This is a genomic window from Pseudomonas putida (assembly GCF_028682175.1).
GTDB classification, from domain to species: domain Bacteria; phylum Pseudomonadota; class Gammaproteobacteria; order Pseudomonadales; family Pseudomonadaceae; genus Aquipseudomonas; species Aquipseudomonas putida_AD.
Genome location: NZ_JANHKS010000033.1, coordinates 40,586 through 61,408 on the forward strand (window position 1 = coordinate 40,586; position 20,823 = coordinate 61,408).

The following is a 20,823-nucleotide window of genomic DNA, read 5'->3' on the forward strand; positions in this document are numbered from 1 at the left end:
GGCTCAGGAACAGCATAGGCCGTGCCAAAGTTGATTCGGGACAGGATCGGGGCAATGGCGGCCTCAAGATCGCCCCCGCGGGCAAGCCCGGCTGCTACGGGATTTTCGCAGCGCCTACAATCCGTAGCAGCACGGCTTGCCGGCGGGAGCGATCTCGAGGCCGGTTACGCTCGCGCTACAGCGCATCGGTCCATAACCGCCGGGCCAGGCCCTTGAGCATCAACGACTCCTGCCAGCGGTCGCTGATGTCCCGGCCGAAGCGGTCGGTGATCGCATACGGCGGCGGGCCAAGTTCGCAGGTAAACGACAGGCTCGCGCTCGCGCCGGCACGCTCGCGCCAATCGTCGATCCCATAGCGCCACCAGCGGCTGAACAGCTCGACCCAGGGCCTGTGTTGCTCAAAGCTGATCGGCACCTGGACTTGCTCGCAACTGGCCACGCGCCCGTGAAAGCCTGAACTGCGCTGCAGGATGGTTTTGATCTGCTGCTGATCCTGTGCGTCGGGTTGCAGCGGGATTTCCCGGCCCACCACGTAATGCGACAAATCCGCCAGCAGCTTCAATTCCGGCAACTCCCTGAGCAGATCAAGAGTGAACGGCAGGTCGTTGGTGATGCGGTAGCGATGGGTTTCCAGCAGCACCGGAAAATCCACCTGTTCGGCCAGCCGCAGCCAGCCATCGACCAGCGTGATCGCTTCACTCAGGTTGCGCGGCCGCAGGTCTGCCTGGATCGTCAGGTGATGGCAACCGTACTGGCTGGCGATGTCCAGCGCCGGCTGCAAATCGTCCACAGTCTTGGGAAACAACTGGCCCTCGATGTGCAATCCCAGTTCATTGGCCAATTCGGCAAGGTGCCGTGCGGCGGCGGGCTCGTAGAAGTGATCGGTGATCCCGTCAAAACCTGCCTCGGCGATGCGCGTCAACTGTGCTTCCAGCGGGCCTGGCAAAACGCCCTGCTCGTTCTGCATCGCCCACATCGATTGAAACACCACAAACTCCTGTTGCTTGATGTCAGGCATGGGCACCTCGCAGCAGTCCTTTAAGTGACACGTTCGCGTCCGCCAATTGCGTGACCGGCAGCATCACCTGACTTTCGATCAGCCGTTCGCAGAGCTTGATGTCCTTGGCCACGCTGTTGCCGCGCCCCCAGCCGCTGGCACCCACCAGTTGCGCCTCGGAGTTGAGGTACAGCAAGACGAACCCGCCATCGCTCCCTTCCCGCGTGATCACCTGCGCACCCGCTTCAAGCGTGCCGACGGTCTGCAGAGCGAACTCGTAATGATCGGACCAGAAGCCCGCCACCCCGCTGATCGGCTGCAGGTGCCCCAGCATGTTCAAGGCCGCCAGCCGCCCCTGAGTCTCGGCATTGCGCCAGGTTTCCTGGCGCTGAAAAAGGCCCTCGCCATCGGGAAATTCGCAGACATCCCCGGCGGCAAAGACGCCCGGGGCGCTGGTCTGCAGGAACCGGTCGACCCGGATGCCGCTGCCCGTTTCCAGCCCCGCATCTTTAGCCAGTTGCAGATTGGGCTGCATGCCAATCCCCACCAGCAACACATCACAGGGCAGGCACTCGCCGCTTGCCAGTTGCACCGCTGTCAGCGCCTGTTCGCCCTCAATGCTCTCGATGCGGGCACCCAGATGGACCATCACGCCCCGTTCGCGGTGCAGGTCGAGCAAGGTCTGCGACAGGCGTTCTGGCAGGGCTCGCGCGGCCAGCCGTGGCCCGGCTTCCAGCACAGTCACCGCACACCCCAGTTCGCGGGCGGTTGCGGCTACTTCAAGCCCGATGAAACCTCCGCCGACCACCAGCAAGCGAGTGCCCGGCGTGAGGCATGTTCGCAGCCCCACAGCCTCATCCACCGTGCGCAGGTAATGCACGTTGCTGAACCTGCGGGCACCCAGATCCAGGCCGCGCGACTGCCCGCCCATGGCCAACAGCAGCTTGCCATACTCAAGCTGCTGGCCGTTATCCAGCGTCAGCCGTTGCTCCCGCACATCGATACCGGTCACCCGCACTCCGCTCAAATGCTCGATGCCGGAGGCGATGAAACCGGCTTGGCTGAACAGGCTGCACGCCTCAAGGGCCGACTCACCCTTGAGCAGCGCCTTGGACAGCGGCGGCCGTTCATAAGGCAGGTGCACCTCGTCGCCGATCAGGACAATGCGCCCGGCAAAACCGGCCTCGCGCAGTGTCAGCGCGGCGCGCCCGCCGGCGTGCCCTGCCCCAACGATGACCATCGCATTTTGGCTCATGACTGCTGTTCCAAAGTATCGAGGAGCACCCTGCCCGCCTCGACCTTGACCGGATAGGTCTTGAGGTTGATGCACGCCGGGGCGTTCAGCGCCTTGCCGTTGCGGTAGTCGAATCGGCCGTTGTGTTTGGGGCACTCGATGACGAAGTCCATTACCAGGCCATCGGCCAGATGGATTTTCTCGTGGGTGCACAGGCCGTCGGTGGCGAAGAATTCGCTGCCGGCCGAACGGTACACCGCGTAGGTTTTTTGCTGATGATCGAAACGGATGACGTCTTCTTCATCGATATCGTCGACGTGACACACCTCTACCCACTGATTGCTCATGGCAGTGCTCTCTTGTTGTTCGAAGGGCGAAGGGATTTCAGCTGAAGGCTGATTCCTGCGGGGAGGATGCGGTGTCCGGCGTCACTTCACGCACAGGCCTGCGAATATAAAAACCCGGATCCTTGCGCTGTTTGAGCAGCGTCGGAATGATCTCCCGGTAGGCGTCGATGATGCTGTTATAAGGCGGCGGGCAATCGGCTTTTATTTCCTCGTGAAGTTTGGCCAGTGCGTGATATGGCACCATCGGAAACATGTGATGTTCCAGGTGATAGTTCATGTCCGAATAAAAGAAGCGGAACACCGGGTTCATATAAATCGTGCGGCAGTTCTTACGGTGGTCGAGTTCATCCTCGGCCAGACCCACGTGCTGGGTCAGGCCGAAGGCGTAACTGAGCCAGCCGCCATACATCGTTGGCAGCAATACATACATCAGCGGCAGCCAGGAATTGAAGTACAGCGCCGCGCCAATCACCAGCCCATGCAAGGCCAGCCAGATGCGTGCGGTGCGGTAGACCTTGGGAAACTCCGATTCCGGGACGAACACCTTCTCCTCTTCACTCATCTGTCCCGAGGCATGGACGAACAGCGACTTGAACGCGTTGTAGACATGGGGCAGCGACAGGAACTTGAGGGCAATCATGTTCAGGCGCGGAGGGCGTGGCTCGACGATTTCCGGGTCACGGCCGACGATAATGGTGTCGGTGTGGTGGCGGGCATGGCTCCAGCGCCACACCTGCGGCTCGTACATGACCATGAAGCACGCCAGTTGATAGACCGCATCGTTCATCCAGCGGGTCTTGAAGGCAGTGCCGTGGCCCGTCTCGTGCCAGCGCGAGTTGGCGGCGGTGCCGTACAGCAGGCCATAGACCAGGAAAAACGGCACGCAGGCGGCGCTGCCCCATAAGAGGTAACCGCCAATGCCGGTGACCAGCATGGCGCCGAGCCACAGGGCGGTATCACGCAGGGCGCGGCCATCGCTGCGTTGCATGAGTTCTTTCATGCGTTTGCGCGGCACCGGGCATTGATACCAGACCGCCGACACCAGCCCGGCCTCCTCGGCCTTGCGCGCCTGTTCACCGGTCAGGCTGTAGTCTTTTGGGCGATCCGGATCGAAGGGTATTTGGGACATTGTTATTGTTCTCCAGATAATTGAAACCGCGTCGTTCACGCACTTCGCTGATTCAAAAATATAGAGAGCAAGGGCTCTGCAACAAGCGCTTGAAAGTATTCTCTCTCAAGCTATCATCCAGCCCTGCCGGTGCTTGATAGTTTTCTATCACGGGCCGTTTTTTTTCCGTTGATATGCCGTGTAAGCAAGAGCGGATCTGAATCAAAGAGCGCGTATGAATAGCAAGAAACGCCCGACGATCGCCACCGTTGCCCAGTACGCCAACTTGAGTGTTGCCACCGTTGACCGGGTACTCAATGCCAGGGCGCCGGTCAATCCCGACACCGCCGAAAAAGTCCATGAAGCCGCCGAAGCGGTGGGTTATTTTGCGGCGCGGCTGATCTCGCAACGCATCAACGAAAAGAAACCGGCCTATCACTTCGGCTTTCTTCTGCTCGGCACTTCCCAGACGTTCTACAAGACATTGGGCGATGCCATCGTCGAGCAGGCACGGGAGGCGCGCACGGCGAATATCGTCTGCCATCTGGAGCTGATCCACGACCGCTCGCCGCAGTCCATTGCCGCGCAGATTCGCCAGTTGGCCGAGCAATGCGATTGCCTGGCGCTGGTCAGTTTCGAGCATCCGGTGATTCTGCAGGCCATCGAAGAGGTGCGGCTCAAAGGCGTGCCGGTGGTGTCGCTGCTGACCGAGCTGCCCACCGTGCATCCTGGCGCTTACGTTGGCACCGACAACCATGAAGTCGGTCGCACGGCTGCCTGGCTGATCGCCCATGGCTCACATCCAGCGGGTGGTTGCGTGGCGGTGATGCTCGGCGGACACCGTTTTCTGGGGCACGAGCAACGTGAAGCCGGGGTGCGCAGTTTCTTCGAAGAGAAGGCCCCGCAGTTTCGCGTACTGGCGCCAATCATCACCCTGGATAACGGCGCGATCACCGAGGAAGCCACGCTGGAACTGCTGGCGCGACACCCGGACCTGCGCGGTATCTACGTGGCCGGCGGTGGCGTCGAAGGGGTCATCAGCGCGCTGGCGGCAACCCCTGAACGCCCGCCGCTGTGCGTGATTTTGCAGGAACCGACGATGGAATCCCGCCAGGCCATGCGCAAAGGCCTGGTGACGCTGGTGATCGACTCCCAGCCCAGGCTGATCGCCAAGGAATTGATCGAGGTGATGGTGCAGTTGCCGCGAGTCAAGGAAATCGACCCGCAACGGCACCGGGTGCTGGTGCCGTTGCAGATCGTGACGCCTGAGAATATTTGAATGGCTACTGATTCTGCCGAAGGCGTAGCAGCGCGGCTTGCCGGCGGGAGCGGTGTGTCAGTCACACTTATCGTCACTGACACACCGCTCCCGCCGGCAAGCCGTGCTGCTACGGGATGAAGGACCGACGCCCGTTATGCCAACCGCTTGACCCGCATCGCCTCCACCGCCTCGGCAAACCGCTCGACCGGCCAACCCTCGTCCAACGCCTGCGCCATCAACTGCTGCCCGGTCTGCGGGGCCATGCCGTGCAGCGGTGGGTCAGTGTCCAGATTGGTTGGAAACGAGTACCCATCAGCACTCATGGCAATCACCGCTGACACCTCGACCGGGTCCATTTCACCCTGCGCCCCCCGCTTGCGCAGCCACGGATAGAGCGCCAGCATCATCCGCTCGCGGTTGACCGTCTCCATGGGTTTGCCGAACGCTGCTGAAATCTGCAGCAGGTTGGCCATACGGTACTGGTCCGGCGTGCGGTTTGTACCCGCTGCATGGAACAACGCAGGGTTGAAGAACAACAGATCACCCTTGCTCAATGGCAACTGAATCGCATGCCCGGCGAAGTAATCGATGAAACGCTGGTCGCGCCACGCCAGATACCCAAGCTCATAGTGCTGGGAAAACGGCAGCAACAGCGTAGGACCGGTCTCCAGCGGCATGTCGGTATGAGCCACGGCGCCCTGCAAGGTCAGGTTCTGCGACAGCCGATGCAAGGGCAGCGGGTAGCGCGCCACCACCTCGTCGGTCTGAAAACCCAGGTGATAGTCGCGATGGGGCTGCTGGGCCTGCCCGCCCGGCGTCACCACGTTGACCTGCGCCGTGGCCTGGAAACACGGCCCCAGCCACGCCTCGGCGATCAGCCCCAACAGCGGGTTGGCGTAGTACTCGATAAACGATTCCGGCGAATGCTCGGCGGCCTTCTGCAAGGCATTCCAGATCCGCTGGTTGGCCCCGGCCTTGGCGAAGTGGTCAGCACGCACCACCTTCGCGGCCTCCTGGGCGATGATCTGGCGAAACACCTCGCTGTGCCGGTCGATCACCCCGTGGTCGGTGTAGGCGCCACGCACCACCAGCACGCCGGGGCCATCGCTGAGCAGCCGATGCAGTTCGCTCATCAGCGCCTGGCGGTTGCTGTGCATGGCGTTGCGCAAGGTGTCGGCCGCGTAGATCACCACGCGGCTGGCCACTTCCTGTGCGAAGGGGTAGTCGGCCAGATCAACCTCTTGCTCGCACACCTGGGCAAAGGCGTCGGGGTCCAGGTCATCGACGCGGCCGAACAGGCTCACAGGCCACCCAGGCCGTCGAGGGTCAGCGGCGCATCCGGTCGCGGGGTCGAGCCGTCGCCGCAGCCCATGATGCCCTGTTCCATGTCGATCACGGCGCCGGTGGTCATGCCCGACTGGTCCGACAGCAGGTAGGCCACGCTATTGGCCACTTCCTGCGGCTTGAGCAAACGGCCGAACGGCGCCTGGGCTTCGGCGCGAGCCAGCCAGCCGTCGTCGGCCCCGTGGTACTGGCGCTGGATCTGGTCTTCGTGGGGCGTATCCATCCAGCCGATGTTCAAGCCGTTGACCCGGATGCGGTTGCGCAAGGTGCTGAACGCGACGTTCCTGGTCAGCACCGCCAGCGCCCCTTTGGAGGCGGCATACGCCGAGAGAAACGACTGACCGCCGTGACCGCTGACACTGAGGATGCTGACGATGGAGCCTTCGACCTTGTTGGCGATCATCAGCTTGATGCATTCCTGCATCAGGAAAAACGGCGCCTTGACGTTGACTGCAAAGATGCGGTCGAACAGCTCCGGCGAGGTGTCGATGATGCTGCCGCGATCCGACATTCCTGCGCAGTTGACCAGTCCGTGGACCGTGCCGAACCGGGTTTTGGCCTCGGCCACCACGCGGCGGCAGTCGTCGACGTTCTCCATGTCGGCCTCGACGAAAAACGCCTGGCAGTCCAGTTCGGCCAGCTGCCGCACCTGTTCTTCGCCCTTGTCGCGGCTGCGGCCGCAGATCACCAGGCCCGCTGCGCCCCGTTGCGCCAGGGTGCGCGCGACCGCGGCGCCCAGGCCTTGGGTGCTGCCAGTGACAACGAAATAGCGGCCGCTGAATGAAGTGGAAAGGTCCAGTCCTGACATGCTCGGTTCTCCTGCTGTTGTTGTTTTTGATAGCGGATGACACAGTGACAATAGAATTTAAATTCCATCTGTACAACGATTGGAACTGAGGCTAGCATTGCCCTCACCTCACAGAGACCCGAATCAACCTCAACAAGACCTCAAAACAGGCTCAAGGGGATTCCATGCTCGACCGCGCCAGACGCTTTTCCATCAAGCAGATCGCTGCCCAGGCCGGGGTCAGCAAGGCGACCGTCGACCGTGTGCTGCACGAGCGCGGAAGCGTCCATTACCAGACCAACCGGCGTATCCAGCAGGCTCTGGAAGAACTCGAAGCCCAGGAAAAATCAGGCCCTGCGGTCGGCCGCACCTTTCACATCGACATCATCCTGCACGTGCCCAAGCGCTTCAGCGACGCGGTTCAGGACGCCATTCATGCGCAACTGGGGAGCCTGGCGCCCTTCCGCATCTTTCCGCGCTTTCACCTGTATCAGGAAATCGACACCCAACAGATGCACGACCTGATCCTGCGCTGCGTGAGCAAGGGCAGCCAGGGCCTGATCCTCAAGGCCGCCGATGAGCCGCAGATCAACGAAGCGGTGAACCGGGTCACCCAGGCCGGCATTCCGGTGGTGACCCTGGTGTCGGACCTGCCGCAAAGCGAGCGCATCGGCTACATCGGGATGGACAACCGCACGGCCGGCCAGACCGCCGCCTACCTGATGTCGCGCTGGCTGGACGGCGCCGTGCAGGATGTCGGGGTGATGATCAGCAGCGAGCTGTTTCGCGGCGAGGAAGAACGGGAGATGGGCTTTCGCACCTGGCTGCGCAGCCGCGCGCCACACCTGCGGGTGGTCGACATCACCGGCGGTTTCGGCGTGCACCAACCCACCTTCGAACGGGTAACTCAGGCACTCAACGACAACCCCTCGATCAAGGCCATCTACAGCGTCGGCGGCGGCAACCGGGCCATTGTCGATGCCTTCGCTGCGCTTGGGCGGCCGCTGGCGGTGTTCATCGGCCACGACCTGGATCAGGAAAACCGCCAGTTGCTGGCCGAGGAAAAGATTGCCGCGATCATCGACCACAACCTTCAGGTCGATGCACGGAATGCCTTCACCCAGATCTTGCAGTTTCACAGGCTGTGCAAGGCCGATCCGATTCAGTCTTCGGCGGTGCAGATCGTCACGCCGTTCAACCTGGCGCACTGAGTTACCGCTTCAACCGATCTACTCCCACAACAACAATCTCTGGAGATCCACCCATGCTACGCATCGCAGTCCTCGGCGCAGGCCGTATCGCCAACATCCACGCCGCCAACGTTGCGGCCAATCCCGATGTGCAACTGTCGGTGATCGCCGACCCATGGCGCGAAGGCGTCGACAAGCTGGCCGCCAAGCTCGGTTGCGCTGCCGCCTATGACTGCGCCCAGGCCATTGCCCGCGACGACGTCGATGCCATCGTCATCGGCACCCCGACGGACACCCACATCGACCTGATGCTGCGTGCGGTAGAACTGGGCAAACCGGTGCTGTGCGAAAAACCCATCGACCTGGATTTCGCCAAGGCGGCCAAGGCCGTGGAAGAAATCGAGCGCCGGGGCGGCAAGGTCATGCTGGGCTTCAACCGCCGCTTCGACCCCGACACCCTGAAGATGCGCAAGTCCATCGCCGACGGCAGCATCGGCGAGGTGCGCCAGGTGGTGATTACCAGCCGCGATCCGGGCCTTGCGCCGGTGGAATACCTCAAGCACTCGGGCGGGATTTTCCGTGACATGACCATCCACGACTTCGACACTGCGCGCACGCTGTTGGGTGAAGAGCCGGTGGAAGTCATGGCCATCGCCAGCCGCCTGGTGGACCCGGCCCTGGCGCAGATCGACGACTACGACAGCGTGATGGTCCTGCTGCGCACCGCTTCCGGCAAGCAATGCCACATCAACTGCTGCCGCGAGGCCGTGTATGGCTATGACCAGCGCCTTGAGGTGTTCGGTTCCAAGGGCATGGTCCTCAACGACAACCACCGCGCCACCAGCGTGCGCACCTACAGCGCCAACCAGACCGAAGTGCTGGAACCGCTGATGAACTTCTTCCTGGAGCGTTATGCCGATTCGTATCGCAACGAGTTGAACCAGTTCATCGATGCCGTGAAGGCTGGCGACCCGCTGCCGACCAACGCACGGGACGGCCTCAAGGCGCTGCACCTGGCCAATTGCGCGCTGGAATCGATCAAGACCGGGCGTGCGGTAAAGGTCGAGCTGTAAGGCGTTATGGGTCCCGTAGCAGTCCGGCCGGGCGGCGTTCCGCTTGCCGGCGTCGGCGTCCTCGAAATCGCCCCGCCGGCAAGCCGTGCTGCTACGGGGCTGTGTTGGCTGGAGGATATGGGACCAACACCTCGATCCGTAGCAGCACGGCTTGCCGGCGGGGGCGTCCGAAAGATCGCTGACGCCGGCAAGCGGAACGCCGCCCGGCCGGACTGCTACGGGTTGGGTATGGACTATTTGAAATCCCGGCTGCGCACATCCAACCCGGTCAACAAGGGCGTGAGGTCGAACAGCCGTTGGGCGATGATGTGGCGTACGCCTTTCTGGTATTCGAACTTGCCGAACACCTGCATCAACTGCGACCCCACCAGCACCTTGCGCTGACGCTCGGCCAGATCACGCCAGACCACCACGTTGATCATCCCGTGTTCATCCTCAAGGGTGACGAAAGTCACGCCACTGGCGGTTCCGGGCCGTTGCCTGCCTACCACCAGCCCGGCGACACTGAACAGCCGCCCATGCTCCTCGTGCAACAGGTCCTTCGAGCTGCGAAAGCGTTTGGCCGCCAGCGTCCGGCGCAGCAGGCTCAAGGGGTGCGGGCCCAGGGTCGTGCCGAGCATGTCGTAGTCCGCCTTGAGATCCTGAGCCACGCTGGGCAGCGGCAAGGGCACCTGTGCTTCGCTATCAAAACAATCATCGCCGAACAGCGGCCGCTGCACCTCGACCCCGGCAATCTCCCAGCGCGCCCGATGCCGATGCCCGACCAACCCGCGCAGCGCCCCGGAATCCGCCAGTGACGCCCGGGCACGGTTGTCCAGATCGGCTCGTACGCACAGGTCAGTGACATCCTTGAAAGCCCGCACTCCCCTAGCCTCTTCAATGCGCCGCGCATCTTCCTCACGAAAACCGCGAATCATCCGCAGCCCCATGCGAATCGCCAGATTCTGCGAGTATTCCCGGCCTTCCACCGGCTCCAGCGAGCAATCCCAGTCGCTGTAGCGCACATCCACCGGGTGCACGTCGATGTGGTGACGCCGTGCATCCTGCAGCAGTTGGTCCGGGCTGTAGAAACCCATGGGCCAACTGTTGATCAAGGCGCAGGTGAAGGCCGCAGGTTCATGGCACTTGAGCCAGCAACTGGCATAGGTGAGCAATGCGAAACTGGCGGCGTGGGACTCGGGAAAACCGTAGCTGCCAAAACCCTTGATCTGCTCGAAGATCCGCGTGATGAAGGCCTCTTCATAGCCGTTGGCGCGCATGCGCGTGGCCAGGCGTTCGCGATGGGGTTCCAGCCCGCCGTGGCGTTTCCACGCGGCCATGGAGCGGCGCAACTGATCGGCCTCACCCGGCGTGTAGTCTGCCGCGATGATGGCCACTTCCATCACCTGTTCCTGAAACAGCGGCACGCCCAAGGTGCGCTCGAACACCTCCTTGAGCTTTGGCGGGTAGGTCACCGGCTCTTCCTTGTTTCGCCGGCGCAAGTACGGGTGCACCATGTCACCCTGGATCGGCCCGGGGCGCACGATGGCCACTTCGATCACCAGATCGTAGAAGGTCTGGGGCCGCAGCCGCGGCAGCATCGACATCTGCGCCCGGGACTCGATCTGGAACACGCCCACGGTGTCGGCACGGCTGATCATGTCGTAGGTCGGTGGGTCTTCGCTGGGGATGCTGGCGATGGTCAGGTCATACCCGCGATAACGGGTCACCAGATCGAATGTGCGGCGCAAGGCACTGAGCATGCCGAGGGCCAGGATATCGACCTTGAGCAGCCCGACCAGGTCCAGGTCGTCCTTGTCCCACTGGATGATGGTGCGCTCGGCCATGGCCGCGTTCTCCACCGGCACCAGGGTTTGCAGCGGGTGTTCGGAGATTACGAAGCCGCCGGGGTGCTGCGACAGGTGCCTTGGGAAACCGATCAGTTCGCCCGCCAGGGTCAGGACCCGGCGCAGCACCGGGCTGTCAGGCTCGAACCCGGATTCGCGCAAGCGCTCGGCGGGCGGCAGGTTGTCGGTCCAGCGCCCGCAGCAATCGGCCAGGGCGTTGATCTGGTCAGGCGGCAGGCCGACCACCCGCGCCACGTCACGAATCGCCCCGGCGCCGTGATAGGTACTGGCGACAGCAGTCAGCGCCGCCCTGCCCCGGCCATAACGGCGGAAGATGTATTGCAGCACTTCCTCGCGGCGTTCGTGCTCGAAGTCGACGTCGATGTCCGGCGGCTCGTTGCGCTCTTCGGAGATGAAGCGGGCGAACAGCATCCGCCCCTTGCCCGAAGCCGGATTGAGTTCGGTGATGCCCAGCGCGAAACACACCGTCGAGTTGGCCGCCGAGCCCCGACCCTGGCACAGGATGGCCTGCTGGCGGGCGAAACGGACGATGTCATGCACGGTCAGGAAATAACTTTCGTATTTCTTTTTGGCGATGATGGCCAGCTCATGCTCGATGTTGTTGCGGGCGATCTCGGGCACGCCGTCAGGCCAACGGTTGCGCGCCCCCTCTTCGGTCAGGTGGCGCAGCCAACTGCTGGGCGTGTGCTGTTCAGGCACCAGTTCATGGGGGTATTCGTAGCGCAACTGATCGAGGCTGAAGGTGCAGCGCCGGGCGATGACCAGGGTCTGGGCCAGCAGTTCGGCGGGATACAACTGGGCCAGCACGCTCGGCGCCCGCAGATGCCGCTCGCCATTGGCAAACAGCCGGTGCCCTGCCTCGGCGACCGTGGTGTGGTGGCGGATGGCAGTCATGGTGTCCTGCAGGGCGCGCCGGCCACGGGCATGCATGTGCACGTCACCACTGGCCACGGCGGGAATGCCATGGGCCCGCGCCAGAGCCAGCAGCATCGACAGGCGCTTGCGGTCATCCGGCCCGCAGTGCAACTCCACGCTCAGCCACAGGTTGTCGCCAAAGGCCTGTCGCAGCCAGCGGCCTTGTTCTGCAAGCCCGTCGGCCTTGAGTTCAAGGTCCGGCACCCACAGCGCCAGCAGGCCATCGAGCGGGACGTTGAAGTCTTCGTGCAGCAGTCGGTATTCGCCCTTCTTGCTGCGCCGTCGGCCTTGGGTAATCAAGCCGCACAGCGCCTGGTAGCCGGCAAGGTTTTCCACCAGCAGCACGACTTTCGGGCCGTTCTCGATGGACATTTCACTGCCAATGATCAGCGGCAGTTCGCTCTCTTTCGCCGCTTGCCAGGCCCGCACGATGCCGGCCAGGGTGCATTCATCGGTGATGGCCAGCGCCTGATAGCCGTGACGCTTCGCCCGCTCGAACAGCTCCGCAGCACTCGAGGCCCCACGCTGAAAGCTGAAGTTGGACAGGCAATGCAACTCGGCGTAGTTGGCCATCATGCAAACCAGCCGTGAAGCAACAGGCCGCTGTCGTCATTCACGTTGCGATAGGCCCAGCCGCGCTGGCCGCTGCGGGTTTCGACAAGGAAATAGTCGCGGCGCACGTCGGCTCCGTCCCACCAGCCTGACTCGATGCGCTCGGGCCCGGCCAGCACTCGCACCGACGAATCGGCCAGCGGCTCGGGCTCGCGCAGCAGCCAGCCGGGGCGCGGCACTCGAAGCGTCGCCAGCACCGGTTTGCTTTTTGGCGCTGTGCTCGGCAGCCAGGCGCACTCGGGGCGGTGATCGGCATGAAAGCCCAGCCCGCTGACCGCGTCGTCTCCAAGGCGCGCCCGCAGGCGTTCGCGCAATTGCTCCCAGGGCATGCTCTGTTGCGGGCGGTCATCGAACAGCTCTCGGTGGGACGGCACGAACGCTGGTAAATCCCTGGCCAGCAGGCGCAGGGCGCGTACGGGGGACGGCACCTGCACCTGTTCCAGCCGCCCGCGAGCCAGTTCGAAGAGCATGCCTGCCTCGCGCTCGGCACTGAGCAGGCCGACGGGAATCAGCGTATCAGGCGCCACACTGCCGACGCTGGGCACGTGCTCCAGATGAATGACGAAACGTTGCACGCCGCTGTCGCGCCCGCCCAGGAACAGCGCCAGGTCGGCGATCATGCGTTTCAAGGGGAACAGCAGCGCCTGATGGGATTCGACATCGAAGTTCAGCTCGATGCGCGTCTCGAAATGATCCGGCGGTACGTAACAGTCCAGTGCCACCGGCCTTCGCCCAATCAGGGTGTCCAGATGCTCGAGCACGGTTTTGGGAAAGCGTCTTGCCAGGGTGTCGCGGGGCAAGGCCAGCACCTGATGCAGGCGATGCAGGCCCATGCGGATCAGCGCGGTTGCGGCCTCTTCCGGCAGGCCGATGCGATTGACCGGCATCTGTTCCAGCATCGGACCCAGGCGCTCGTTGCAGGTGACAGCCAGGCCGTCATGGGCGTTGGTCAGCATCCGCGCCGCCACGGGGTTTGGCGCCACTACAATGCGGTGGCTGAAGCCCATGGCCGTCAATTCCTGGCGTAACCTTGCTTCGAAAACCGGCCAGGGACCAAACAGGCCCAGGCTGGATTCGACTTCCATCAGCAGCACCCTAGGGTATTTCAGGCTGACCTGAGAGCTGAAGCGGTATGCCCAGGCTGCCAGCAATCGCTGCCAGCGCTCGGTCTCGGCCGGATCGTATTCAACGGTGTCGAAGTCGCGAGTCATGGCGTGGGCGGCCGTCAGGGACTGGCCGGGACGCAGGCCCAGTTCCCGGGCAGCACTGTTGACGGTTTGCAGCACCCGGCGTTGGGTCGGGCCGCTGAGCAATACCAGCGGCCGCTCAGGCTCGGCGCGACGACGCATCACGCCGTCCAGCGCCAGTTGTGGCAGCAGGACACAGGCCCAGAGCATGCAGACCTCAGGCGTCCAGGTTGAACGGAATGGGTGATGAAGGTGCCAGCCCGCCCCGGCACTTGAGCACCCGCAACTGACTGGGGCGAACATCGATGGCCAGGCGCAAGGCCGCAGGTGACGGGTTGGCGGCCGCCTGTTGCCCGCGACAGGCAAAGGCCAGGGTCTCGCCGGTTTCGGCGGCGACCTGTAAGCGGCGCAGTGCGCGGTCATCGACCTTGCCCGGCCAGCACAGTACCGCACCACAACTGCCCGAACGCAGGCACTGCTCGACCGCCCACAAGGCATCGCGCTCATTGGCGTCGATCACCGACAGTTGCCGCAGATCGATCCCCGCCGCCTGCCAGGCCTGGGCATAAGGCACGTGGGGCGGCGCCACCAGCACGATGCGTTCGCCGCAGTCGGCCAGCCGCGCCAGGGTCGGCCAGAGCAGGCGCAGCTCGCCACTGCCATGGGCCGGGATCAGGATCTCCGTCAGGGCGGCCGGTGGCCAGCCACCGATGGGTAATGCGGCATCGAGCAAGGCGTGGCCGGTGGGTTGCACGCCCACCGGCTGGGCCTGCGGGCGGCCTTTCCAGATCCGGCGCTCGTCAAGCAGCGCGTCGAGGCTGACAACCGCGCCCATCACTCGCGCCTCACCAGGCCACAGAACACGCCTTCGATGGCGAAGTCCTGATCCGGGCGCACCACGATGGGCGCATAGGCCGGGTTGCGCGGCAACAGGCGGAACTCGTCCTGGCCCCGCTCAAGGCGCTTGATGGTCACTTCGCCATCGAGCCGGGCGACGACGATCTCGCCGTCACGGGCGTCAGGCCTTTGCAGGATGCCCACCAGGTCGCCGTCGAAGATGCCGTCCTCGATCATCGAGTCGCCCTTGACCCGCAGCAGGTAGTCGGGAATGCGCAGGAAGGTGCGGCTGTCGAGAGTGAAGGTGTCGTGAATGTCGATGTCCGGGCCGATCGGTGCACCAGCGGCCACGCGACCCAGTACCGGTATTTCCAGCATCTCGGCACGCTTGCGGTGCTCGACCAGGCGAATGCCCCGCGCCTGGTGGGCGGTGACTTCAATGTAACCGGCCTCGGTGAGCGCCAAGATGTGTTTGCGCGCCACGCTGCGCGAAGCGAACCCGAAGGCTTCGGAGATTTCCGCAAGGCTGGGCGGCTGGCCATTCTGGGCGATGCGATCCCGGATGAAGGTCAGGATGGCAGCGCGTCGGGGAGATAAATTCGTCATGGAGTACATTTGTACTCTTTTCGAATACGTCTGGCTAGAGGCATTCATCGCATGACCAATTTGGCCTGTGGGAGCGGGCTCGCCCGCGAATGCTGTGCTGCTGGCGCAACCTCTTCGACTCGGCACGGGGCCTCTTCGTGGGCAAGCCCACTCCCACAGATGAAGCATGGTGACCGGTAAACCACGCGTCGACTGAAAACCTTTTTCGACACAAGTTCTAACAAACCACTTGCACGATTAGTCTTATGGTATACCATCAGACCAAATACAAACCCATCCAACCCTGAACAAGAACGGGAGCCATTCATGAGTTTCGAAATTCGCAAAATCGTCAGCTACCTCGAAGAAACCCTGATTGAAGGCGGCAAGGCCACCGACACGCCGGTGACCATGGTGGGCCTGGCCGTGGTGATGAAGAACCCATGGCTGGGGCGCGGTTTCGTGGAAGACCTCAAGCCTGAAATCCGCGCCAGCTGCTCGGATCTGGGCGCGATGATGGTCGAGCGTCTGACCGGCCTGATCGGCGGCGCCGACAAGATCCAGGCCTACGGCAAAGCTGCCGTGGTCGGTGCCGAGGGCGAGATCGAGCACGCTTCGGCCGTGATCCACACCCTGCGCTTCGGCAACCACTACCGCGAAGCCGTGAAAGCCAAGAGCTACCTGAGCTTCACCAACAAGCGCGGCGGCCCGGGCACTTCGATCCAGATCCCGATGATGCACAAGGACGACGAAGGCCTGCGCTCGCACTACATCACCCTGGAAATGCAGATCGAGGATTCGCCGCGCGCCGACGAAATCATCGTGGTCCTGGGCGCTGCCAACGGCGGTCGTCTGCACCCGCGCATCGGCAACCGCTACATCGACCTGGAAGAGCTGGCGGCTGAGAAAGCGCAGTAAATATCAGCCTCCTCCAATACTAATAAGCAAGGCCTGGGAGCTCTTTCATGATTCAGCCCACCGCTGAACGCACCCCGGCCGGCACCAGTTATCTGGCGACCGGCCAAGGCCACCCCGTCGTGCTGATTCACGGGGTCGGCCTGAACAAGGAGATGTGGGGAGGACAGATGGTCGGTCTGGCCCCCCAGTATCGAGTCATCGCCTATGACATGCTCGGCCATGGCGCCAGCCCGCGCCCGGACCCCGAGACCGGCCTTGCCGGTTACGCCGGGCAACTGCATGAACTGCTGGAACACCTGGGCCTGCCCAGCGCCACGGTCATCGGTTTTTCCATGGGCGGCCTGGTCGCGCGGGCTTTCGCCCTGCACTACCCGCAGCAGCTTTCGGGGATGGTCATCCTCAACAGCGTGTTCAACCGCAGCCCCGAGCAGCGTGCAGGCGTCATTGCCCGCACCAGCCAGGCCGCCGAACACGGCCCTGATGCCAACGCGGCCGAAGCCCTGTCGCGCTGGTTCAGCAGCGAATATCAGGCGGCCAACCCGGCGCAGATCGCGGCGATCCGCCAAGTGCTCGCCAGCAACGATCCGCAGGGCTACCTGACCACCTACAAGCTGTTCGCCACCCAAGACATGTACCGCGCCGACGACCTGGGCAGCATCCAGGCGCCGACGCTGGTCGCCACCGGCGAGCTGGACCCCGGCTCCACGCCCGACATGGCTCGCCAACTGGCCTTGCGCATTCATGGTGCCAAGGTGCAGATACTTGCCGAGCAGCGGCATATGATGCCGGTTGAATCGCCGCGCCTGGTCAATCAGATGCTGCTCGATTTCCTCAAGCAGGCAGACGCGCAAAACACTTCGGTAAAGGGGATCGTTGCATGAGCCTTACCCGTTTTCAGATGTGCATCGGCGGCGAATGGGTCGATGCGCTGTCCGGCAAGACTTTCGAAAGCCTCAACCCGGCGCTGGCCCAGCCCTGGGCCGAATTGCCCGACGCCGATGAAGCAGACGTCGAGCGCGCGGTACAGGCCGCCCAGGCGGCCTTTGAGAACCCGGCCTGGCGCAAGCTCAGCGCCACCGCGCGCGGCAAGCTGCTGCGCCGCCTGGGTGATCTGATCGCCGAGAACAAGGAACAACTGGCGCAGCTGGAAAGCCGCGACAATGGCAAGCTGATCCGCGAAACCCGTGGCCAGGTCAGCTACCTGCCCGAGTTTTTCCATTACACCGCAGGCCTTGCCGACAAGCTCGAAGGCGGCACCCTGCCGCTGGACAAGCCCGACCTGTTTGCCTACACCGTGCACGAGCCGATCGGCGTGGTGGCCGGGATCATTCCCTGGAACAGCCCGCTGTACCTGACCGCGATCAAACTGGCCCCGGCTTTGGCTGCGGGCAATACCATCGTGCTCAAGCCGTCCGAACACGCTTCGGCCACTATTCTGGAGCTGGCGCGTCTGGCCCTTGAGGCGGGAATTCCGCCCGGCGTGGTCAACGTGGTAACCGGCTACGGCCCAAGCACCGGCGCAGCCCTCACCCGCCACCCGCTGGTGCGCAAGATTGCCTTCACCGGCGGTGCTGCCACGGCCCGGCATGTGGTGCGCAGCAGTGCCGAGAACTTCGCCAGGCTGTCGCTGGAACTGGGCGGTAAATCACCGAATATCATCTTCGCCGACGCCGATCTGGACAGCGCGATCAACGGCGCCGTTGCCGGGATCTACGCAGCCTCCGGCCAGAGTTGCGTGTCGGGCTCGCGGCTGCTGGTGCAGGACGAGATCTACGACGAATTCGTCGAGCGCCTGGTCGCCCGCGCCCAACGCATTCGCATCGGCAACCCGCAGGACGAAACCAGCGAAATGGGCCCGATGGCGACCGCCCAGCAACTGGCGGTGGTCGAAGGTCTGGTGGCCGATGCACTGGCCGAAGGCGCGCGTCTGCGCACCGGCGGCAAGCGTGCGCAAACCGGCAGCGACGGCTGGTTCTATGAGCCGACGCTGTTCGAATGCGACCACAATTCGATGAAGATCATGCAGGAAGAAGTCTTCGGGCCGGTCGCCTCGGTGATCCGCTTCAAGGACGAAGCCGAGGCACTGGCCATCGCCAACGACTCGCAGTTTGGCCTCGCCGCCGGCATCTGGACCCGCGATCTGGGCCGCGCCCACCGCCTGGCCCGTGACGTGCGCTCCGGCATCATCTGGGTCAACACCTACCGCGCCGTGTCGGCCATGGCGCCGATCGGCGGTTTCAAGAACAGCGGCTACGGTCGCGAGAGCGGTATCGATTCGGTACTGGCCTACACCGAGCTCAAGACGGTGTGGATCAACCTCTCGCAAGAACCGATGCCCGACCCTTTCGTGATGCGTTAAGAGGCTGCCCACATGATCGAACCTGGCATATACAAAGACGTCATGGGCTCCTTCCCTTCCGGGGTCACGGTGGTCACCACCCTGGACCCGGAAGGCGCTATCGTCGGCATCACTGCCAGCGCGTTCAGCGCGCTGTCGATCGAGCCGGCCCTGGTGCTGTTCTGCCCCAACTACGCATCCGACACGTACCCGGTGCTGCGTGACAGCAAGCAATTCGCGATTCACCTGCTGTCGGCGGACCAGAAGGCCGAGGCCTACGCATTCGCCGGCAAAGGCAAGGACAAGGCCAAAGGCATCGACTGGCACCTGAGCGAGCTGGGCAACCCGCTGCTGAGCAACTCGTCGAAGATCCGCGCCACCGCGATCATCGAATGCGTGCTGTGGCGCGAATACGACGGCGGCGATCACGCGATCATCGTCGGCGAGGTGAAGAACCTGATCCTGCCTGAAGACCCTGTCACGCCGATGGTCTATCACCGCGGCAAACTCGGGCCGTTGCCAGCTTTGGGCTGAAACAGGCGAAAAAAGAGGTGAAACAGGGCCCATCGGTGTTGATGGGCCTGCTGGTTGGCGTCGCCTGGCGTGGTAAACTGCGCGACGTTTTGGTCGTGTGGGTTTGTTCGAAAAGTCGGCGAGCGAAGGCTAGGCAAGGCAAAAACACGCGAGGAAGCGGAGTTTACGAGTTGTAAATGAGCATTCCGAGCGTGTTTTTAACGCCGCATAGCCGAGCGCAGCCACTTTTCGCACAAAGCCTGGCCCCTAATCACCCAAGGCTGTCGCGACCTTACCGCAGACAGCCTTTAAAGAGCGGACTCCATGAAACGCCTGCCACTCGACGACACATTCAAGGTCAACCGCAACCCCGTTACCCTGCGGGAAATCGTGCTGGACAAACTGCGCAGCGCGATCATGAATTTCCAGCTGTTGCCCGGTGACCGTCTGGTCGAACGCGACCTGTGCGACCGCCTCGGCGTCAGCCGCACCTCCGTACGCGAAGCCCTGCGCCATCTGGAATCCGAAGGCCTGGTGGAATTCGCCGACGCCAAAGGCCCGCGCGTGGCCATCATCACACTGGAAGACGCCTGCGACATCTACGAGCTGCGCTGCGTGCTCGAAGGCATGATCGTGCAATTGTTCACCCTGCGCGCCAAGGCCAAGGACATCCGCGCCCTGGAAAAAGCCCTCAACGAGAACAGCGAAGCGCTGAAAGAAGGCGACCTGCAGCAGGTGCTCGATTCGGTTCAGGGCTTCTATGACGTGCTGCTCGAAGGCTCGGGCAACCACGTCGCTGCCACCCAGTTGCGCCAGTTGCAAGCCCGCATCAGCTACCTGCGGGCGACCTCGGTGTCCCAGGAAAACCGTCGCGGCGCGAGCAACCGGGAAATGGAAAAGATGGTCGAGGCCATCAAGAGCGGCGACCCGCTGGCCGCACACCAGGCGTCGGTGGACCACGTGCGCAGCGCCGCGAAAGTCGCGCTCGACTACCTCAAATCCAAACAGGACGATGGCACCAAGGTGCGCGACATCGTCGAACCCGTGGTTCTGAAGGAACCGCGCATAGGACACTGACATGCCCGCCCCGCGCTTTTGTCCGCAATGTGGCAGCGCCGACCTCGTGCAGCGCGTTCCCGAGGGAGACACCCACGAGCGGCTGATGTGCGGGGGCTGCCAGTACATCCATTACGTCAATCCGAAGATCATCGCCGGCTGCATCATCGAGCGCGAAGGCAAGTACCTCTTGTGCCAGCGCGCCATCCCGCCACGCCCCGGCACCTGGACGCTCCCGGCAGGGTTCATGGAGGCTGGCGAAACCACCGAGCAGGCAGCGCTGCGGGAAGTCTGGGAAGAGAGCGGCGTACGCGCCGAAATCGTCTCGCCCTACTCCATCTTCAGCGTGCCGCAGATCAGCGAGGTGTACATCGTCTTTCGCGCCATCGCCCTGGAAGTCACCGACCAGTTCGGCCCGGAAACCATGGCCTGCCGCTTCTTCGCCCCCGAAGCCATCCCCTGGGACAGCATCTACTACCCCGCCATCCGCCAGATCCTGGAACGCTACATCGCCGAGCGCCAGGCCGGGGTGTACGGCATCTACGTGGGCAACGACGACAGCGGCAAGGTGCATTTCATTCGGTGATGCCCATCACCGACCAACACCCAAACCCGTAGCAGCACGGCTTGCCGGCGGGGCGATCTTGAGGCCGCCCCCGCCGGCAAGCCGTGCT

General features: G+C 63.3%; 19 protein-coding genes. 9 read left to right on the top strand and 10 right to left on the bottom strand.

What is annotated here, in order from left to right; translation table 11 throughout:
- Positions 1-175 precede the first annotated feature (175 nt).
- From NPS29_RS20525 to NPS29_RS20540, 4 genes are read right to left on the bottom strand one after another with little or no spacing between them, the layout of a single operon-like run.
- Entirely contained in the window at positions 176-1,018 is an 843-nt protein-coding gene (locus tag NPS29_RS20525) for a sugar phosphate isomerase/epimerase family protein (RefSeq protein WP_274134682.1), read from the bottom strand.
- Complete coding sequence (locus tag NPS29_RS20530) at positions 1,011-2,252, bottom strand: NAD(P)/FAD-dependent oxidoreductase (RefSeq protein WP_274134683.1); 1,242 nt, start codon at positions 2,250-2,252, stop codon at positions 1,011-1,013. Before NPS29_RS20530 ends, NPS29_RS20525 begins: the two co-directional genes overlap by 8 nt.
- Entirely contained in the window at positions 2,249-2,578 is a 330-nt protein-coding gene (locus NPS29_RS20535) for a MocE family 2Fe-2S type ferredoxin (RefSeq protein WP_274134684.1), read from the bottom strand. Before NPS29_RS20535 ends, NPS29_RS20530 begins: the two co-directional genes overlap by 4 nt.
- A gap of 37 nt (positions 2,579-2,615) precedes the next feature.
- Complete coding sequence (locus tag NPS29_RS20540; RefSeq protein ID WP_274134686.1) at positions 2,616-3,707, bottom strand: fatty acid desaturase family protein; 1,092 nt, start codon at positions 3,705-3,707, stop codon at positions 2,616-2,618.
- Positions 3,708-3,921: 214 nt separating this feature from the next.
- Between NPS29_RS20540 and NPS29_RS20545 the strand changes: the two genes are divergently transcribed.
- Positions 3,922-4,965, top strand: coding sequence for a LacI family DNA-binding transcriptional regulator (locus NPS29_RS20545; protein WP_274134688.1), 1,044 nt, complete (start codon positions 3,922-3,924; stop codon positions 4,963-4,965).
- A 134-nt stretch (positions 4,966-5,099) separates the two neighbouring features.
- On the opposite strand, the gene NPS29_RS20550 is transcribed toward NPS29_RS20545, so the two are convergent.
- Complete coding sequence (locus NPS29_RS20550) at positions 5,100-6,251, bottom strand: phytanoyl-CoA dioxygenase family protein (protein WP_425312542.1); 1,152 nt, start codon at positions 6,249-6,251, stop codon at positions 5,100-5,102.
- Positions 6,248-7,099 (bottom strand): SDR family oxidoreductase, encoded by an 852-nt coding sequence (locus NPS29_RS20555; RefSeq protein WP_274134689.1) that lies wholly within the window; start codon positions 7,097-7,099, stop codon positions 6,248-6,250. Before NPS29_RS20555 ends, NPS29_RS20550 begins: the two co-directional genes overlap by 4 nt.
- 164 nt (positions 7,100-7,263) lie before the next feature.
- On the opposite strand from NPS29_RS20555, the gene NPS29_RS20560 reads away from it, so the two are divergent.
- Together NPS29_RS20560 and iolG are read left to right on the top strand one after the other, a co-directional pair.
- Complete coding sequence (locus NPS29_RS20560; RefSeq protein ID WP_274134691.1) at positions 7,264-8,289, top strand: LacI family DNA-binding transcriptional regulator; 1,026 nt, start codon at positions 7,264-7,266, stop codon at positions 8,287-8,289.
- A 53-nt stretch (positions 8,290-8,342) separates the two neighbouring features.
- Positions 8,343-9,341 (top strand): inositol 2-dehydrogenase, encoded by a 999-nt coding sequence (gene iolG, locus NPS29_RS20565; RefSeq protein ID WP_274134693.1) that lies wholly within the window; start codon positions 8,343-8,345, stop codon positions 9,339-9,341.
- Positions 9,342-9,574: 233 nt separating this feature from the next.
- On the opposite strand, the gene NPS29_RS20570 is transcribed toward iolG, so the two are convergent.
- Genes NPS29_RS20570 through lexA form a run of 4 tightly spaced genes read right to left on the bottom strand, consistent with a single transcriptional unit; the run spans position 9,575 to position 15,354 of the window.
- On the bottom strand, positions 9,575-12,679 hold the full coding sequence (locus NPS29_RS20570; RefSeq protein ID WP_274134695.1) for an error-prone DNA polymerase: 3,105 nt from the start codon (positions 12,677-12,679) through the stop codon (positions 9,575-9,577).
- Positions 12,676-14,112: a Y-family DNA polymerase gene (locus tag NPS29_RS20575; RefSeq protein ID WP_274134697.1), complete on the bottom strand. Its 1,437-nt coding sequence runs from the start codon at positions 14,110-14,112 to the stop codon at positions 12,676-12,678. Before NPS29_RS20575 ends, NPS29_RS20570 begins: the two co-directional genes overlap by 4 nt.
- Before the next feature lie 7 nt (positions 14,113-14,119).
- The gene (imuA, locus tag NPS29_RS20580; RefSeq protein ID WP_274134699.1) at positions 14,120-14,737 is read right to left on the bottom strand and encodes a translesion DNA synthesis-associated protein ImuA; all 618 of its coding nucleotides are present in this window, start codon (positions 14,735-14,737) and stop codon (positions 14,120-14,122) included.
- Complete coding sequence (gene lexA / locus NPS29_RS20585) at positions 14,737-15,354, bottom strand: transcriptional repressor LexA (protein WP_274134701.1); 618 nt, start codon at positions 15,352-15,354, stop codon at positions 14,737-14,739. The genes imuA and lexA overlap by 1 nt, the downstream gene beginning before the upstream one ends.
- A gap of 297 nt (positions 15,355-15,651) precedes the next feature.
- On the opposite strand from lexA, the gene NPS29_RS20590 reads away from it, so the two are divergent.
- From NPS29_RS20590 to NPS29_RS20615, 6 genes are all read left to right on the top strand, one after another.
- On the top strand, positions 15,652-16,242 hold the full coding sequence (locus tag NPS29_RS20590; RefSeq protein WP_274134703.1) for an amino acid synthesis family protein: 591 nt from the start codon (positions 15,652-15,654) through the stop codon (positions 16,240-16,242).
- A 47-nt stretch (positions 16,243-16,289) separates the two neighbouring features.
- Entirely contained in the window at positions 16,290-17,123 is an 834-nt protein-coding gene (locus tag NPS29_RS20595) for an alpha/beta fold hydrolase (protein ID WP_274134705.1), read from the top strand.
- The gene (locus NPS29_RS20600) at positions 17,120-18,601 is read left to right on the top strand and encodes an aldehyde dehydrogenase (RefSeq protein WP_274134707.1); all 1,482 of its coding nucleotides are present in this window, start codon (positions 17,120-17,122) and stop codon (positions 18,599-18,601) included. The genes NPS29_RS20595 and NPS29_RS20600 overlap by 4 nt, the downstream gene beginning before the upstream one ends.
- A gap of 12 nt (positions 18,602-18,613) precedes the next feature.
- Positions 18,614-19,114 (top strand): flavin reductase family protein, encoded by a 501-nt coding sequence (locus NPS29_RS20605; protein ID WP_274134709.1) that lies wholly within the window; start codon positions 18,614-18,616, stop codon positions 19,112-19,114.
- Positions 19,115-19,417: 303 nt separating this feature from the next.
- Positions 19,418-20,170 carry a GntR family transcriptional regulator gene (locus NPS29_RS20610; protein WP_274134711.1) on the top strand — a complete coding sequence of 251 codons (753 nt, stop codon included), beginning with the start codon at positions 19,418-19,420 and terminating at the stop codon, positions 20,168-20,170.
- Position 20,171: 1 nt separating this feature from the next.
- A complete protein-coding gene (locus NPS29_RS20615; protein WP_274134713.1) occupies positions 20,172-20,735 on the top strand; it encodes an NUDIX hydrolase in 564 nt (187 codons plus the stop codon).
- Positions 20,736-20,823: the final 88 nt, after the last annotated feature.